Source organism: Vibrio sp. YT-15, from assembly GCF_033337445.1.
Taxonomy (GTDB): domain Bacteria; phylum Pseudomonadota; class Gammaproteobacteria; order Enterobacterales; family Vibrionaceae; genus Vibrio; species Vibrio alginolyticus.
Genome location: NZ_JAWOQR010000002.1, coordinates 117,390 through 133,019 on the forward strand (window position 1 = coordinate 117,390; position 15,630 = coordinate 133,019).

The 15,630-nt window shown below is 43.4% G+C and carries 14 protein-coding genes; 7 read left to right on the plus strand and 7 right to left on the minus strand.

Features of this window, described 5'->3' with window-relative positions; translation table 11 throughout:
• Nucleotides 1–10 precede the first annotated feature (10 nt).
• Nucleotides 11–238 carry a YejL family protein gene (locus tag R7D93_RS04605; protein WP_005380722.1) on the minus strand — a complete coding sequence of 76 codons (228 nt, stop codon included), beginning with the start codon at nt 236–238 and terminating at the stop codon, nt 11–13.
• Between the two features lie 85 nt (nt 239–323).
• Between R7D93_RS04605 and yejK the strand changes: the two genes are divergently transcribed.
• From yejK to R7D93_RS04620, 3 genes are all read left to right on the plus strand, one after another.
• Nucleotides 324–1,322, plus strand: coding sequence for a nucleoid-associated protein YejK (yejK, locus tag R7D93_RS04610; protein ID WP_005380723.1), 999 nt, complete (start codon nt 324–326; stop codon nt 1,320–1,322).
• 82 nt (nt 1,323–1,404) lie between these two features.
• Entirely contained in the window at nt 1,405–2,733 is a 1,329-nt protein-coding gene (locus tag R7D93_RS04615; RefSeq protein WP_225495493.1) for an Hpt domain-containing protein, read from the plus strand.
• A 104-nt stretch (nt 2,734–2,837) separates the two neighbouring features.
• Complete coding sequence (locus R7D93_RS04620; protein ID WP_225495492.1) at nt 2,838–4,001, plus strand: chemotaxis protein; 1,164 nt, start codon at nt 2,838–2,840, stop codon at nt 3,999–4,001.
• A gap of 90 nt (nt 4,002–4,091) precedes the next feature.
• Here R7D93_RS04620 and nhaC read toward each other — a convergent pair whose 3' ends face one another.
• A complete protein-coding gene (gene nhaC, locus R7D93_RS04625; RefSeq protein ID WP_005380726.1) occupies nt 4,092–5,525 on the minus strand; it encodes a Na+/H+ antiporter NhaC in 1,434 nt (477 codons plus the stop codon).
• 431 nt (nt 5,526–5,956) lie between these two features.
• Here nhaC and asd point away from each other — a divergent pair, with 431 nt between their 5' ends.
• Entirely contained in the window at nt 5,957–7,072 is a 1,116-nt protein-coding gene (gene asd / locus R7D93_RS04630) for an aspartate-semialdehyde dehydrogenase (protein ID WP_005380727.1), read from the plus strand.
• 57 nt (nt 7,073–7,129) lie between these two features.
• Here the strand turns inward: asd and R7D93_RS04635 are convergent, their stop codons facing one another.
• Nucleotides 7,130–7,993: an ion transporter gene (locus R7D93_RS04635; protein WP_005380728.1), complete on the minus strand. Its 864-nt coding sequence runs from the start codon at nt 7,991–7,993 to the stop codon at nt 7,130–7,132.
• A gap of 35 nt (nt 7,994–8,028) precedes the next feature.
• The gene (locus R7D93_RS04640; protein WP_005380729.1) at nt 8,029–8,667 is read right to left on the minus strand and encodes a YchE family NAAT transporter; all 639 of its coding nucleotides are present in this window, start codon (nt 8,665–8,667) and stop codon (nt 8,029–8,031) included.
• A 650-nt stretch (nt 8,668–9,317) separates the two neighbouring features.
• On the opposite strand from R7D93_RS04640, the gene adhE reads away from it, so the two are divergent.
• Nucleotides 9,318–12,020, plus strand: coding sequence for a bifunctional acetaldehyde-CoA/alcohol dehydrogenase (adhE, locus tag R7D93_RS04645; protein WP_005380731.1), 2,703 nt, complete (start codon nt 9,318–9,320; stop codon nt 12,018–12,020).
• A 143-nt stretch (nt 12,021–12,163) separates the two neighbouring features.
• On the opposite strand, the gene R7D93_RS04650 is transcribed toward adhE, so the two are convergent.
• From R7D93_RS04650 to sodB, 3 genes are all read right to left on the minus strand, one after another.
• On the minus strand, nt 12,164–12,907 hold the full coding sequence (locus R7D93_RS04650) for an SDR family oxidoreductase (protein ID WP_005380732.1): 744 nt from the start codon (nt 12,905–12,907) through the stop codon (nt 12,164–12,166).
• A 134-nt stretch (nt 12,908–13,041) separates the two neighbouring features.
• Nucleotides 13,042–13,545 (minus strand): VC2046/SO_2500 family protein, encoded by a 504-nt coding sequence (locus R7D93_RS04655; RefSeq protein ID WP_033907342.1) that lies wholly within the window; start codon nt 13,543–13,545, stop codon nt 13,042–13,044.
• Between the two features lie 153 nt (nt 13,546–13,698).
• Nucleotides 13,699–14,283 carry a superoxide dismutase [Fe] gene (sodB, locus tag R7D93_RS04660; protein WP_225495491.1) on the minus strand — a complete coding sequence of 195 codons (585 nt, stop codon included), beginning with the start codon at nt 14,281–14,283 and terminating at the stop codon, nt 13,699–13,701.
• A 285-nt stretch (nt 14,284–14,568) separates the two neighbouring features.
• On the opposite strand from sodB, the gene R7D93_RS04665 reads away from it, so the two are divergent.
• Nucleotides 14,569–14,904, plus strand: a complete 336-nt coding sequence (locus tag R7D93_RS04665; protein ID WP_017635833.1) for a Grx4 family monothiol glutaredoxin — start codon at nt 14,569–14,571, stop codon at nt 14,902–14,904.
• Between the two features lie 74 nt (nt 14,905–14,978).
• Nucleotides 14,979–15,608, plus strand: coding sequence for a DsbA family protein (locus R7D93_RS04670; protein WP_005384890.1), 630 nt, complete (start codon nt 14,979–14,981; stop codon nt 15,606–15,608).
• Nucleotides 15,609–15,630 lie beyond the last annotated feature (22 nt).

A 15,630-nucleotide genomic window follows, 5' to 3' on the forward strand; every position in this document is an offset into this window, starting at 1 on the left:
TTGTCCGTGATTAGTGTGTTTTTGGTGTTTCTAAAGAAGACATCAGCGCCTGAGCAAATTTTTCAGCAATCGCTTTGCGTTGTGAAGCAGCAACACGTTGATTTAAGACATTGGTTGCGATATTTCCGGCAATCATTAGCGTCAACTCAGGAGAAGCAGCGTGTTTTTCAAGAACTGTTGCTACTTCAGCAAGAATTTTTTCTACTTGCTCGTCAGTATATTTAGATGTAATCGGCATAAAGACTCTAATAATGATAGTAAAAGCGGCTTATGATAACCTACAATGCCCATCAACTAAAACCTTGTAGCAAGATAAAATCACTATGAGTCTTCATCTTTCAAACGTTATTCTGCATCAACTGTGCAAAAACGATCAGGACGAGCTGGTTGTAAACTTTCGTCCAGCATCATTAGAGAACGATGCATCTACAGAAAACTTAGTCGCTGAGCTTCACCGAGTATTCCATTCTAAAGCTGGTAAAGGTTTTGGCGCTTTCCAGTCAGACAGCGAATTTCAATTTTGGCTTCAAGAAATGCGCAAAGGAGAGCGAGATTTTTACGACTTCTCACAAATTAGTGCAAATCGCTTGAAAGAAGAGTTGATTAAGTACCCATTTGCGGATGAAGGTATCTTGGTTTTCGCTGAGTATCAGAGTTTAGCAACGGACTACTTGTTCATCGGTATCCTACCAATGAATCAAAGTTTAAAAGTGACCGAAGGTTTGGACATCAGTGCGACAGATTACTTAGATATCACCAAAATGGATATTGCCGCACGCATCGACCTGTCGAGCTACGAGACCGACAAGGAATCCAATCGTTATCTGCAATACATTAAAGGACGCGTTGGCCGTAAAGTGGCGGACTTCTTCCTAGATTTTCTGCAAGCGGATATTGGCTTAGATACTAAACAACAAAACTTAGTGTTGATGCAGGCGGTGGATGATTTTTGTGCTGACTCGAAGCTAGAAAAGCAAGAAGTGAACGAGTACAAGAAACAAGTTTACGACTACTGCAATGAGCAAATTAAATCCGGTGATGAAGTTCAAATCTCAGAACTTTCCGGAGAGCTTCCTCAAAGCCAAGATGGCACGAGCTTTATGGATTTCACCAAAGAGCAAGGGTACGAACTTGAAGAGTCTTTCCCAGGTGATCGTGCGACGGTTCGCAAACTGACTAAATTTGTTGGAGCTGGTGGTGGTTTGAATATTAGCTTCGATAGTCTCTTACTTGGCGAGCGTATTTTTTATGATCCAGAGACGGATACCTTAACGATTAAAGGGACGCCTCCAAATCTAAAAGATCAGTTAAGTCGCAATTAAAATCATATCGTTAAATAAAGAGAGCAAACGGCTCTCTTTTTTTATGTGAATAAGAAACATCCATAGTATATGCTTGTAATTAATGGAGATATGCGAGGGGCAAGTGTTGCTGAAGCTAAAAGAAGGAATACGGCGGTTTGTTTGGTTCTGGTTCGTTTTGTGGTGTGTTTTAGCACTTGGCATTTGGCTGCAAGCCAAACAAACGATTCAAACGATTTCGACTGTAAATGAGTTAGGAAGTAAAGTTGAAGAAGTCAGGCACTTTTTTAACTTCGATCTGCCTTACCGTGTTAAACACGTCGACCAAATTTCACTGAAACTTCAGTTGGCTTATGCAGTTCGCTTACAGCTTGAAAGTGAGTTTTCTGAAGGGAAAATCACACCAGACATCACTCAATTGCTTTATACGACCGACCGATTTTTAGAAAGTGCTCGAGCTTTTGTAAGAAGTGACAGTGAATTGGTTTCGTTAGCAGAACAGTTACGAAGCAGCCGTGCTCGAACAGAAAACTCTGAGCAAATTCAGGCAATGTACTATCGCTTAGGTGCGCTTGTTTTTGAGTCTGTCTTTAGTGACTCTGCAACGAATAGCGATACTTACCGTGACTTAGACCGACTTTTTATTGAATCAGAGACGCTCTCTCCCGAAGAGCGAAGCGCTCTTCAGCGCCAGCTTGCTCAAACCTCAAGCGCACTATCTGCTCAGGCACAGGGCAGTTATTTATCCAATCACCTGCTTAATCCAGATTTCCCGAACCAGTTAACTTCGATAAATGATCAGTTGGAACAGAAGCTAATGACTTTTATTGTTTGGTTGTCTGTAATCAGTGGTTTGCTCCTTTTCCTCATTTCATGGGGAGCCTTCTCCCCAAAAACGAGTCAACCGATACCACTACCCAGAACCGATGATAAAAAGTCAGAGCAAGTTGGCGATGATGAAAATGGAGCTAACACTGTTCCCTCAGCTCAGTCAGAAAATTTTCAAAACGTCCAAATGAACGAAAAAAGTTGTAATGAGGTGAATTCATCACAAGTGGAAGTAGTGGAACGTGAGCCGTACATAGATATCAATAAAATGTTAGATTCTCTGTCTGGTGACGAGGGCGCTGTGCGGATGTTACTGGAGGTCTTTATTCAGGATCACTCTGGCGATGGCACTAAAATGTATCAGCTGTTAGAAGAGGATAAAGAGCAAGCGCAAAGAGCCGCACACAGTCTTAAAGGGGTCTCAGGGAGTTTAGGTGCAATGCCATTGCACTGTATTTCGGGTGATATTGAACTGTTGATTAAACAAGGGCAAAAAGTGCCGGAAGAGAAGTTGGCATGTTTAGATGATGTCCTAAAACAAACCATACTTTTTGCTAATAATGTTCTCAATAGTGAAAAGATAACAGAAGCGCTAACAGATTGATATTGCTCTGACTTAATGTCATAAGAGTTGAGGTAATAAAGGCTCGAACTATATGACTTAGTTCGCTTTATTCCCGTTCTATACAATTTGTTAAAGGTGTTTTCATGTCCGTTCGCCGAATGTCTTCAATGATGTTGATAGGGCTGGTTATGATGCTTTCAGGGTGCTCCCTGCTCGAAGTCAAGATCGAGAGTCAAACCGTCCCTCTTACCAAACAAGAGCTCAATATGCGTCTTTTGACTCGTGAGTATGCGCAGCAGTTTTTTGCTCAGGTTGAGCAAGCAGCAGATGCACTACACGAACAATATGAGCCTCATGATAAAGTTCATCAATCTTATATTTTACTTTGGAAGATAAATGCTGAAGAAGGCATCCAAGCTTCTGCGTATCAAGTGTCCCCAATGGCTGCACTGATTGATACATGGACTTTCACGCTACAAATGGAACAGTTCTTTACTACCGCTTCTGGTAATGAGCTCTTTGCGTCTGATGAGGCCAAGTTAGTTTCCGTTTATTTAGCGAAAGAGGTAGATAAACTGGCTCAATCTTTATTGAAGAAAGAAGCATACATCAAGACACAAACGTTTGTTGCAGAGTTCGCCAAGCAGCATCCATTCGCTGATTTAAGCATGATTAGGACTCTGGCTTACCGTAAGTGGTTAGATGCAAACCAAATTAGCGAAGAGGAAGCCGTTACAACGTTAGGCACGATGCCAGAAGCACTTGGGGATGTCTCTGATCGTCTAAGTCTGGTATCAGAACAGACACCAAAAATAATGACGTGGAAAGCGCAGTTGTTGGCCTTGAATAGCTCTGCCAGCATCGAAAAAGTCAATGCGGCGCTCAATAGTTTGCAAGTTACCGCTGATTCGATGAGGGATTTTATCGATAACAACCCAGAGTACATGCGTTATTTGGCAGAACAAATGGCGCTGGAGTTACAACCTTTGGTTGACGATATCGATCAAAGGACGGAGGCGCGTTTATCTCAGTTGGGTGAAGAACGCCAAGCTATAGAGCTGATGGTTGCCAGAGAGCGCCAAGAAATCGCACAGATCATTACCCATGAGCGCGAGAAGTTTGCTCAAGATATGGATCGAGTGTCGCAAGAGGTTGTGAATCTCGCCATGACTAAGCTGATTGAACTTGTCAAAAGTACCATCATCTACTTTATTCTGTTCATTGCCGTTATATTCTTTGCACCGCTTGGATTGGGCTATTGGTTTGGGAAGCGTGCAGCCGTGAAAACGCCAGTCAAACAAAGCTAACGATTTGTTTTGGAAATAAAAAAAGAGCACTTTAAAGCGCTCTTTTTTAGTATTGAATTCGGAAGGGAGGTTCTTCCTATCTCTGCGAAGTTAAGCGGTTTGCTGCTTTAATTCGCCTTCAGCTTCTTCAACTGCTTCTGCTGTTGGTTCGCACTTATCAACAAACCAACCCATGTAAGAAGTGAAGATCGTTACGATGATACATACAAAACTCAGCCACATGAACGGGGCATAAGACAGTGTAGCAACACCCAAAATACTGGCCATGTAGATACCGTTGTCACTCCAAGGGACCATACCTGAGGTTAGCGTGCCGCCAAATTCTGCGTTACGAGACAAATTCTTACGTTTGTAGCCTAGACGGTCATAGTTCTTCGCACAGATTTTTGGGGTCAGAATAAGTGAAACGTACATCGCTGAACCAAATACGTTGCCCATAAAGGCCGTACCAATTGTGCTTGTTGCCAATGAACCTGCACTTTGAACGCGTTTTTCAAACAGCTTCGCGATAGTCTCTAGCACGCCTACTTTATCTAGTAGACCGCCAAAACCAAGGCCGAATACGATAACCGCTACCGACCCAAGCATTGAAGACATGCCGCCACGGTTAAGGATTGAGTCAATGAAATCTACGCCAGATGAGATTGCAAACGGAGCCCAAGCCGTGTTGAACGCGGTTAGGAAATCGACATCTTGGATCATCACTGCCCAAATAATACCTAGCAGAGAACCAAAACTGATCACTGGGAATGAAGGCATACGCATCGCTAGAAGTGACAATACGATGATCACAGGAACAAATGAGTAAGGGGTGATGTAGAACTGCTGTTCCATCGCTTTAATGACAGAGTCTACCTGGCTCATGTCAACTTGACCTGCGTAGTGGAAGCCAAATGCAGTAAACATAATGCCTGTAATAATGTAGCTAATGAGTGCTATCGGCAACATGCCTTTAATATGTTCCATCACTTCAACGTTAGACATAGATGAAGCAAGGATTACTGAATCCGATAGAGGCGACATTTTGTCACCAAAGTAACAGCCTGAAAGTACGGCACCTGCAGTGATTGGCGCAGGAACACCAAGACCTTGACCGATACCCATCATTGCAATACCTGCCGTGCCAGCCGCACCCCAAGACGTGCCAGTCGCTAGCGCAGTCAATGAACAGATGATCATGGTCGCGAGCAAAAAGATGGAAGGGTGGATTGCTTTAAGGCCGTAGTAAATAATGGTTGGAACAATACCACCAGAGATCCAAGTACCTACAAGCGCGCCAACGGCCAAAAGGATTAAAACGGCTCCAAGTCCATTGGAAATGCCATTTAGTGCTGCTTTTTCCAGATCTTTATACTGATGGCCAAGCTTTATGCCCAATATCATGACAATGAACCAACCGATGTATAGCGCTAGCTGAATCGGTAGGTCTAGCTTGGCTGTGAACGAAAATGCCAGCAGGAGAAATAAACCGAGCGAGATAAATACCTGTATCAAGCTTGGTAGGCGTGGTGTAACTTGCTTCATATGTGCCTCTGTCAATCTTGGAGCAATAGAGGAAGGCGCTCCTTGTTGTAATCGCGCATAACATACATTAACAAAAATTATATTTCGAACATTTGGTGTTTTATCTTGATGTTCGTCGGTAAAAACGTTTGCTTGTGAAATTAACTGTTAGTTTTTTTTAACTTTTTTGGTTTTAAATGTTGTGTAATGTGAAATTGTTGTGCTTCATGTGTTATTTTCTCATTGAGTGGTAAGACCAATTAGGGGACTAAAGTGCTTTCCCTACTTGAAAAATGGTTAAAACCGCAAACCAAACACTAAAAAATCTCGTGTAACCCGGTTTTTCAGAGGAAAAGGTTAAAAAACGCGCTTATTTACAAAATAGGGGTTGAGATTTTGCTGTGAAAAATTAACTATGGGGTAGGTTTTTTAATACATGGAGAGTTAATACGATGAGAGTTGGTTTAGTTGGTTGGCGCGGTATGGTTGGTTCAGTCCTTATGCAGCGTATGGTTGAAGAGAAAGACTTCGACCTAATCGAACCAGTATTCTACAGTACTTCTCAAGTTGGTATTCCTGCTCCTAACTTAGGAAAAGACGCAGGCTTACTGCAAGACGCGTATGATATTGAAAGCTTAAAACAGCTTGATGCGGTAATCACCTGTCAAGGTGGTAGCTACACAGAAAAAGTTTTCCCTGCACTTCGTCAGGCTGGTTGGAAAGGCTACTGGATTGACGCGGCCTCCACGCTACGTATGGCTGAAGATTCGATCATCACACTTGATCCAGTGAACTTAAAGCAAATCCAACAAGGCATCCACGGTGGCACGAACACATTTGTCGGTGGTAACTGTACGGTTAGTTTAATGCTAATGGGGCTAGGTGGTCTATTTGAGAAAGGCCTTGTTGAGTGGACAAGCGCAATGACTTACCAAGCCGCATCTGGTGCTGGTGCGCAAAATATGCGTGAATTGATCTCGCAAATGGGCGTTATCAATGACTCTGTTAGCTCTGAACTTGCAAACCCATCAAGCTCTATCCTAGATATCGATAAGAAAGTCGCGGATACAATGCGCAGCGGCTCTTTCCCTACCGATAAGTTCGGTGTGCCACTAGCTGGTTCGTTGATCCCATGGATCGATGTGAAGCGCGATAATGGTCAGAGTAAAGAAGAGTGGAAAGCGGGCGCCGAGGCGAATAAAATTTTGGGTTCTCAAAGTTCACCTGTTCCAATTGACGGTACTTGTGTGCGTATTGGCGCGATGCGTTGTCACTCTCAAGCACTTACTATCAAGCTTAAACAAAATGTACCAATGGACGAAATCGAAGAAATCATCGCCACTCATAACGATTGGGTGAAAGTGATTCCTAACGACCGTGACATCACTGCTCAAGAGCTAACGCCAGCAAAAGTTACGGGCACAATGTCTGTACCAGTGGGTCGTCTACGTAAGATGGCAATGGGTGATGATTTCCTAAATGCTTTCACTGTTGGTGACCAACTGCTTTGGGGTGCTGCGGAGCCATTGCGTCGTACTCTGCGAATTATTCTGTCTGAGAAAGCATAATCACATCAATCCTTTATTTGATGACAAAATAAAAGAGCTCCTTAGGGAGCTCTTTTTTCATGCGTCGTCTTCCGTTCGAACGACTCTTTTGTCTGGATCGGCCAGTTCACTACCACAATGTTTACAGTAAATTGCGTCAGAGTCGTGCCCTGCGTGGGAGCAGTTTGGGCATTTCACCAATACTTTGTGCGATTGCATCTCTTGGTGTAATTCGGCAGTGAAAATACCTGTAGGTACCGCCAAAATGGAATAACCCAGTAACATGGTGAGTGATGCAAGCCCTTTACCTAGGTCTGTTTGAGGGACCAAGTCACCATAACCAACCGTTGTGATGGTCACGATCGCCCAATAAATACTTTTAGGAATGCTAGTAAATCCGTTTTCAGGTCCTTCAATGATAAAAATCAATGAGCCGAAAATCGTTACCATAATGGCGACGGAACTAAAGAAGATAAAAATCTTTCTGCGCGCCATAAGCAGTGAACGTAAGAGGATATTGGACTCTTGGAGGTATCGGACTAACTTGAGTATGCGGAATATTCGCATCACTCGCAGCGCCCTGATCACACCCATAAACGAAGCGGATGGGAAGAAGAGTGCTAAATAGGTGGGCAAAATCGCAAGTAAATCGACGACACCATAAAAACTCTTTGCGTAGGCGGCAGGTTTAGGAGAGCAATAAAGCCTTAGAAGGTATTCAATCGTGAATAGGCCAGTAAATGTGTATTCAATAAACTTCAGCTCTTTTTCCCACTCGGCCCGAACGGAGGGTATCGAATCTAACACCAGTACGATTAACGAACTGATGATCGCGATAATGAGAGCAATATCGAACGTTTTACCAGCTTTGGTATGAGTACCAAAAATGGTGACATATAGAGTATGTTTAAGAGAGTCAGTCGTCATGACAAAGCGATCCATTGTTGAATCGCTCTATCATACAATTTTATAGAAACTCAGGCTAATCCTGGAAATAAGTTGCGTAAGCCATTCGCAATGAACTCTATGCCAAGCGCGCCCAATATCAAACCCATGATACGAGTAATGACGTTGATTCCAGTTTGACCTAAAAATCGTACGATCAATGGGGCAGAGCGGAACAATAGCCATGAACAAAGGCAGAACAAACCAATCGTAATACTAATGCCCACGGTATCGAACATGCTTGGGTAGCGTGCACCATAAACAATAGTCGAACTGATTGCACCAGGACCTGCCATTAAAGGCATTGCAAGAGGGACCACACCAATCTGTTCACGACTGACGTATTCCGTTTTCTCTTGTTTGTTCTGCTTATCTTCCCCCAGTTTACCGCTCATCATCGAGAATGCGATGCTAAGTAATAGCAACCCGCCAGCGACACGAAACGAATCCAGAGAAATACTGAACATGTCTAACAGTAACTGACCAGCAAAAAGCGAAATGATCAGGATGATCGCAACAGCCACATTTGCTGTTGTTGCCGTATTGCGCTTTTCGTCTGGTGTCATATGCCCGGTTAGTGACACAAACACAGGCATGATACCAACAGGGTTTACTGCGGCGACCAAACCGAGAAAAAACTGCAAGAAGATAGCAAGTTCAAAAGTTTGCATGTTGCGTACTCATCAAAGTTCACATTAGTGAAAAGGAGAAGGGGTAATTTGGGCGTAATGTAAGGCAAAAGTTAGGTTGTAAGAAATGAAAAAAACTAACGCATTCCCTGCCATTTAAGTGAGAAAAACTAATTCTTTAATAAACTGTATCTAATCTGGAAAGGAAATGTTACGTATAAAGTTGCTGATAAATTGCACTGTTTTACATAAACGTTAACATTCGCACATTTTTGATAAAAACCAAGGTGGTTTGTAGAGAGATGTATTCGGTTCGATATACTCTCAGTAGCACAAAGAATTGGGCCTACATGTAATTTTGTTGGTCAAAAATGAAACTTTTTTACAGGTTGTTGTAGTTTCTTTTATTTATTTGTCCATTTGCTTCTTTTTTACTCAATAAAAAATGAAAGTTAATTTATTTGTTTATCAGTGATTTATGTCATTTTGGTGTGATGAGGCACCACTTTGGTAGTATTTAGGTGGTGAGAACTGATCCAAGTCAATTTTTTTCACACTCTGAAATATTATACTCAGTCCTGAAAGCAATTTACTAAGACGTTTGTTTTCTAAGTGACTGATAAACAGTAAAAACGATAAGTAATAGCCTTAGTAAAAAGTTTTTAATATTTGTTAATTTTAGGAGATTCCCTATGCCTGTAACTAATATGGCTGAACTAGATGCAATGGTTGCTCGCGTTAAGAAAGCGCAAGAAGAGTTCGCTACTTACTCTCAAGAGCAAGTAGATAAAATCTTTCGTGCAGCATCGCTTGCAGCTAACCAGGCCCGTATCCCGCTAGCTCAACAAGCGGTAGAAGAATCTGGTATGGGTATTGTTGAAGATAAAGTAATCAAGAACCACTTTGCTTCTGAGTTTATCTACAACAAATACAAAGACGAACAAACGTGTGGCATCTTAGAAGAGGATGACAACCTAGGTACTATGACTATCGCTGAGCCTGTAGGCATCATCTGCGGTATCGTACCAACGACTAACCCAACTTCTACAGCGATCTTCAAATCTCTAATCTCTTTGAAGACTCGTAACGGTATCATCTTCTCACCACACCCACGTGCGAAAAACTCAACTAACGATGCAGCTAAACTCGTTCTAGATGCAGCAGTAGCAGCAGGCGCACCAAAAGACATCATCGGTTGGATCGACCAGCCTTCTGTTGAGCTTTCAAACGCTCTAATGAAACACGATGATATCGCTCTTATCCTTGCAACTGGTGGTCCAGGCATGGTTAAAGCCGCTTACTCTTCTGGTAAGCCAGCAATCGGTGTAGGTGCAGGTAACGTTCCTGTTGTTATCGATGAAACAGCAGACATCAAACGTGCTGTTGCTTCTATCCTTATGTCTAAGACTTTCGACAACGGTGTAGTATGTGCTTCTGAGCAGGCTGCAATCGTAGTTGACGAAGTATACGACGAAGTGAAAGAGCGTTTTGCTTCTCACAAAGCGTATGTCCTAAGCAAAGCAGAAGCTGATAAAGTTCGTAAAGTTCTTCTTATCGATGGCGCGCTAAACGCGAAAATCGTAGGTCAGCCAGCAGCAGCAATCGCTGAAATGGCAGGCGTTAAAGTTCCAGCAGACACTAAAGTTCTTGTTGGTGAAGGTCTGGGTAAAGTATCTCACGATGACGCATTCGCTCACGAGAAACTATCTCCAACTCTAGGTCTATTCCGTGCTGACAACTTCGAAGATGCGGTTGCTCAAGCGGTAACTATGGTTGAGATTGGTGGTATCGGCCACACATCTGGTCTTTACACTAACCAAGATACTAACGCTGATCGTATCCGTTACTTCGGTGACAAGATGAAGACAGCTCGTATCCTAATCAACATCCCGACTACTCACGGTGGTATCGGTGACTTGTACAACTTCAACGTTGCGCCATCTCTAACGCTAGGTTGTGGTTCTTGGGGTGGTAACTCTATCTCTGAGAACGTAGGTCCTAAACACCTAATCAACAAGAAAACTGTAGCGAAGCGAGCTGAAAACATGTTGTGGCATAAACTACCTAAGTCAATCTACTTCCGTCGTGGTAGCCTTCCAATCGCGCTTGGCGACCTAGAAGGTAAGAAACGTGCATTCCTAGTAACTGACCGTTTCCTATTCAACAACGGTTACGCAGATGACGTAGTAAGCCTACTGAAAGCTCAAGGCATGGAAGTTCAAACATTCTTCGATGTTGAAGCTGACCCAACACTGTCTGTAGTAGAAAAAGGTGCGGCTCAAATGGCTAGCTACCAACCTGACGTTATCCTAGCGCTAGGCGGTGGTTCACCAATGGATGCAGCGAAAATCATGTGGGTAATGTACGAACACCCAGAAACTCACTTTGAAGAACTAGCAATGCGCTTTATGGACATCCGTAAACGTATCTACAAGTTCCCTAAAATGGGTAAAAAAGCTGAGCTTGTATGTATCACTACAACTTCAGGTACTGGCTCAGAAGTTACTCCATTCGCGGTTGTTACTGACGACAAGACTGGTGCGAAATACCCACTAGCTGACTACGAAATCACGCCAAACATGGCAATCGTTGATGCGAACCTAGTAATGAACATGCCTAAGTCTCTAACAGCATTTGGTGGTTACGATGCAGTAACTCACGCTCTAGAAGCTTACGTATCAGTTCTTGCTAACGAATACTCAGATGGCCAAGCTCTTCAAGCACTTAAGATGCTAAAAGAGTACCTACCATCAAGCTATGCGAACGGTGCAAATGACCCAATCGCTCGTGAGAAAGTACACAACGCAGCTACTATCGCTGGTGTTGCATTTGCGAACGCATTCCTAGGTGTTTGTCACTCAATGGCTCACAAACTGGGTGCTGAGTTCCACTTGCCACACGGCCTAGCTAACGCACTACTTATCTCTAACGTGGTACGTTACAACGCGAACGACAATCCAACTAAACAAACTGCGTTCTCTCAATACGACCGTCCACAAGCACGTCGTCGTTACGCTGAAGTTGCTGACCACCTAGGCCTAAGCCAAGAAGGTGACCGTACTGCTCAGAAGATTGAACGTCTACTAGCATGGTTGGATGAACTAAAAGTTAACCTAGACATCCCAATGTCTATCCAAGCGGCAGGTGTTGCTGAATCAGATTTCGTAGCGAAACTGGATGAGCTAGCGGTAGAAGCGTTCGATGACCAATGTACTGGTGCGAACCCACGTTACCCTCTAATCAGCGAACTTAAAGATGTGTTGATGGCTTCTTACTACGGTAAAGCATTTGTTGAAGGCGAAACTTTCGAAGGTACAACTGTTATCAAGAAGAAAGCAGACCAAGAAGCAGCAAAAGCAGCACCTAAAGCAAAGAAAGAAAAAGCTGACGCGTAATTAAAAAATCGAGTGAGCAAGGTTTTCGCTAGCACGGAACCTTAATCGGGAAAAGGTTAAAGCCCCAGTCAAATGACTGGGGCTTTTTTTATTTTGGTGCAGGAGTTACATCTGGCTTGGGAAAACAGAGTTGCTGTGTATGCTTACACTTCGGTCGCAACTACTCGGCCACTGAAGTATTCATTCGCGACGATGTATGCTGTGTTGCGGACTAGTTCGTCTTGGATCTCAGCCCAGTGTCTCTCGTTGAGCTCTTCTTTTGTATGATTTACCGAGGGAATAACGCCGCCCACTCGAATGTTGAATGGTGTGAGTTCTTTTGCCCAGCTGTGAGTAAAACCTGACACCAACGCCGCCATGCTTTCAACTCCCGTAAAGTCTTCATGGTTGTCATGAGAAATGACGTTAACAATGACGCCTTTCTTGTTTCTGGCTCGAAAGCGCTCTGCTCCTACTTGGCCGTAGGTATAAAGGAAGCGTGCCGCAGACGACAAGTGATCAATGTAAGTACTCATTGGTTCTGGCGCCATTAAGCCAGGCATAGGAGAGCTGGTCCAGCAATTAACAATCACATCTGGTGTCGCACGTAGCTGTGATTCTATCTGGTCAAACAATAAGTTAATGGACGTTGTGTTATCACTACACACATTCATCGCATACACTTTGTCAGTGAAAGCGCTGATTTGCTCATAGCTCGCTCTCAAAGCGCTAGAATTTTGGTCACAAAGAATCAACGTTGCTCCAAGGTGAGCAAAGTGATTTGCACAGGTTCTTCCTATAACCGAACCTGCAGACGTGACGAGAATAATTGATTCTTTGATATCCATAGCACCTTCACTGTATCCATATGTGAAAAACAATACACCAGTGGTTTGTGCTAATAGCATGGTTGAAATTCGTTGAGTTCAGTGTGAAAGGCTTCAAACTAACGCTTTCGAGTGAGGACTATTGTGCGGTAATTTGTAAGACGTCACATTTCTGACGTGTAGGTATTGCAAGCTATTGGATAAAAAGCGGATCTCTATGCTTTAGCTTGAATTTGATGCTGACGTTGAGCCGTCACTAGCTGATTATATAGCCCAGCATCTGGGATCAGTTGTTTGTTGCGTTCGCCCAATCTGCGTCGCTCATGACCAGATAGGTTGTGATAAACCTCCTCTGGTAGGTTGAATGTGTCTTCAGGCAGGTAAGTCAGCGCATCTGGTTTTAGGTAATGGCTCAGCTTTGCGGAAGGCAATCCTGCATCGTGAAACTGTTTCGCTTGTTCAGCTGCGAGTTCATAGCTGCTGCTATCAGAACGAAGAGCTTGAGGTTGCGATAAACCCAATTGTTGGCGAAGAATACTGTCACTGGTGATGACTTCCTGGACCTCTTCAACTGGGACCACATCGCGAACATCATTAGAGAACATAGACAGAATCAGCGAGAAATCCGCACGACGACCTTCGTGTACGGCATGGTTAATACCATTACCGAACTGAAGTTCGTTGATAATTGCAGCTTTGTCTAACGTATGAATTTGCATGATGTTCCTCGCTCGATGCTCTTTTAACGGCGTGGCTAAGAAGAACTTTAGTAAAAGAGGGAATTATTTAAAGGTGCTAGGGAAGGCGAAAAAAAAAGCCCGCTAAATAGCGAGCTTTTGAATAAGACTAAATTGAACTTAGGGGGAAGTATATTACTTCGCTAGGTTCTCAGCTACGAAGTCCCAGTTTACTAGAGCCCAGAAGCCGTTCATGTAATCAGGACGTACGTTGCGGTAATCGATGTAGTACGCGTGTTCCCATAGGTCAACAGTTAGAAGTGGTTTTGTACCTTCTTCTGTTAGAGGAGTAGCAGCGTTAGAAGTGTTAACGATCTCTAGAGAGCCATCAGCTTTCTTAACCAGCCAAGTCCATGAAGAACCGAAGTTGTTGATTGCTGAATCAGTAAACTTCGCTTTGAATTCTTCAAAAGAACCGAATGCTGCGTTGATTGCGTCTGCAACTGCGCCAGTTGGCTCGCCGCCCGCATTTGGAGCAAGACAGTGCCAGTAGAACGTGTGGTTCCAGATTTGCGCTGCGTTGTTGAATACGCCACCAGTAGAAGTCTTGATGATCTCTTCTAGAGTTTTGCCTTCGAACTCAGTACCAGGGATAAGACCGTTAAGCTTAACAACGTAAGTGTTGTGGTGCTTACCGTGGTGGTAGTCTAGAGTCTCTGCTGAGATGTGTGGTTCTAGTGCGTCTTTCGCGTAAGGAAGAGCTGGTAGTTCAAATGCCATTACTCGATTCTCCATTGATGTGAAAGGATGACCTTTCGATTGCTTCCAGTGTTTTTTTATAGCTATGTCGCCTTTAAGGCTGACTTGGTAAGTATTTTAGCAAGTTTTTACTTTATTAAAACCCCGATATGAAAATATTTTAAGAGGTTAGCAGTGGTGAAGTGCTGCATTGCTCGCCAATGAGCAACCTAAAATTAAGCCTTATTAATTATATGGTTTTTATTCTGTCGTTATTGAGTAGAATGTGGCAAATAAATAAAGTTCAAACCCATGAATGAGGAAGCGATGGAAACTATCGACAAAATCAAACAGCAGATCTCTGAAAACTCAATCCTGCTGTACATGAAAGGATCACCGAAACTACCTAGCTGTGGTTTCTCTTCTCAAGCGTCACAGGCACTAATGGCATGTGGTGAGAAGTTCGCTTACGTAGACATTCTGCAAAACCCAGATATCCGTGCTGAGTTACCAAAGTACGCGCAATGGCCAACTTTTCCTCAACTATGGGTTGAAGGTGAGCTTATCGGCGGTTGTGACATTATTCTAGAAATGTTCCAAAAAGGTGAACTGCAGCCTCTAATCAAAGAAGCAGCAGCGCGCGCTGAAGATCAAGCTGAGTAATTCGTAAATACTCACATTTAGCGATAGAATACGAAGGAGCCGTACTGGCTCCTTTTTCTTTTTAGGTTAGTGGAATGAACATAAAGCTTTACTACGTGCATGACCCAATGTGCAGTTGGTGTTGGGGTTACAAACCAACGCTGGATAAACTAAAACAGCAACTGCCAGGAGTGATTCAGTTTGAGTATGTGGTTGGTGGTCTTGCGCCAGATACTAATTTACCGATGCCGCCCGAGATGCAACAAAAACTCGAAGGTATTTGGAAGCAGATTGAGCGCCAGTTAGGCACTAAGTTTAACTACGATTTCTGGAAGCTTTGTACGCCAGTTAGAAGCACTTACCAATCTTGTCGTGCGGTTATTGCAGCGGGCTTTCAAGACTCTTATGAGCAGATGCTAGAAGCGATTCAGCATGCGTATTACTTACGTGCGATGCCTCCTCATGAAGAAGCCACTCACTTGCAACTAGCGAGAGAAATTGGCTTGAATGTTCAGCAATTCAAGAATGACATGGATGGCTCTTTCTTAGAGGGTGTGTTCGAAGATCAATTGAGCCTTGCAAAGAGCCTAGGTGTGAACTCTTACCCTAGCTTGGTTCTTAAAATTAACGACGCTTATTTTCCGATTGCCATCGATTACCTGTCGACAGAACCAACCTTGAAGCTGATTCGTGAGCGTATTATTGACAATATGCCAGCGCAATAACCACAGTTATGAATAACAAAAA

What these genes read in the sequence shown, in the direction of transcription:
- R7D93_RS04670 (WP_005384890.1), top strand. Translation starts at nt 14,979, where the DNA reads ATGAACATAAAGCTTTACTACGTGCATGACCCAATGTGCAGTTGGTGT.
- asd (WP_005380727.1), top strand. Translation starts at nt 5,957, where the DNA reads ATGAGAGTTGGTTTAGTTGGTTGGCGCGGTATGGTTGGTTCAGTCCTT.
- R7D93_RS04620 (WP_225495492.1), top strand. Translation starts at nt 2,838, where the DNA reads ATGTCCGTTCGCCGAATGTCTTCAATGATGTTGATAGGGCTGGTTATG.
- R7D93_RS04615 (WP_225495493.1), top strand. Translation starts at nt 1,405, where the DNA reads ATGGAGATATGCGAGGGGCAAGTGTTGCTGAAGCTAAAAGAAGGAATA.
- R7D93_RS04605 (WP_005380722.1), bottom strand. Translation starts at nt 238, where the DNA reads ATGCCGATTACATCTAAATATACTGACGAGCAAGTAGAAAAAATTCTT.
- sodB (WP_225495491.1), bottom strand. Translation starts at nt 14,283, where the DNA reads ATGGCATTTGAACTACCAGCTCTTCCTTACGCGAAAGACGCACTAGAA.
- yejK (WP_005380723.1), top strand. Translation starts at nt 324, where the DNA reads ATGAGTCTTCATCTTTCAAACGTTATTCTGCATCAACTGTGCAAAAAC.
- nhaC (WP_005380726.1), bottom strand. Translation starts at nt 5,525, where the DNA reads ATGAAGCAAGTTACACCACGCCTACCAAGCTTGATACAGGTATTTATC.
- R7D93_RS04635 (WP_005380728.1), bottom strand. Translation starts at nt 7,993, where the DNA reads ATGGATCGCTTTGTCATGACGACTGACTCTCTTAAACATACTCTATAT.
- R7D93_RS04640 (WP_005380729.1), bottom strand. Translation starts at nt 8,667, where the DNA reads ATGCAAACTTTTGAACTTGCTATCTTCTTGCAGTTTTTTCTCGGTTTG.
- R7D93_RS04665 (WP_017635833.1), top strand. Translation starts at nt 14,569, where the DNA reads ATGGAAACTATCGACAAAATCAAACAGCAGATCTCTGAAAACTCAATC.
- R7D93_RS04650 (WP_005380732.1), bottom strand. Translation starts at nt 12,907, where the DNA reads ATGCTATTAGCACAAACCACTGGTGTATTGTTTTTCACATATGGATAC.
- adhE (WP_005380731.1), top strand. Translation starts at nt 9,318, where the DNA reads ATGCCTGTAACTAATATGGCTGAACTAGATGCAATGGTTGCTCGCGTT.
- R7D93_RS04655 (WP_033907342.1), bottom strand. Translation starts at nt 13,545, where the DNA reads ATGCAAATTCATACGTTAGACAAAGCTGCAATTATCAACGAACTTCAG.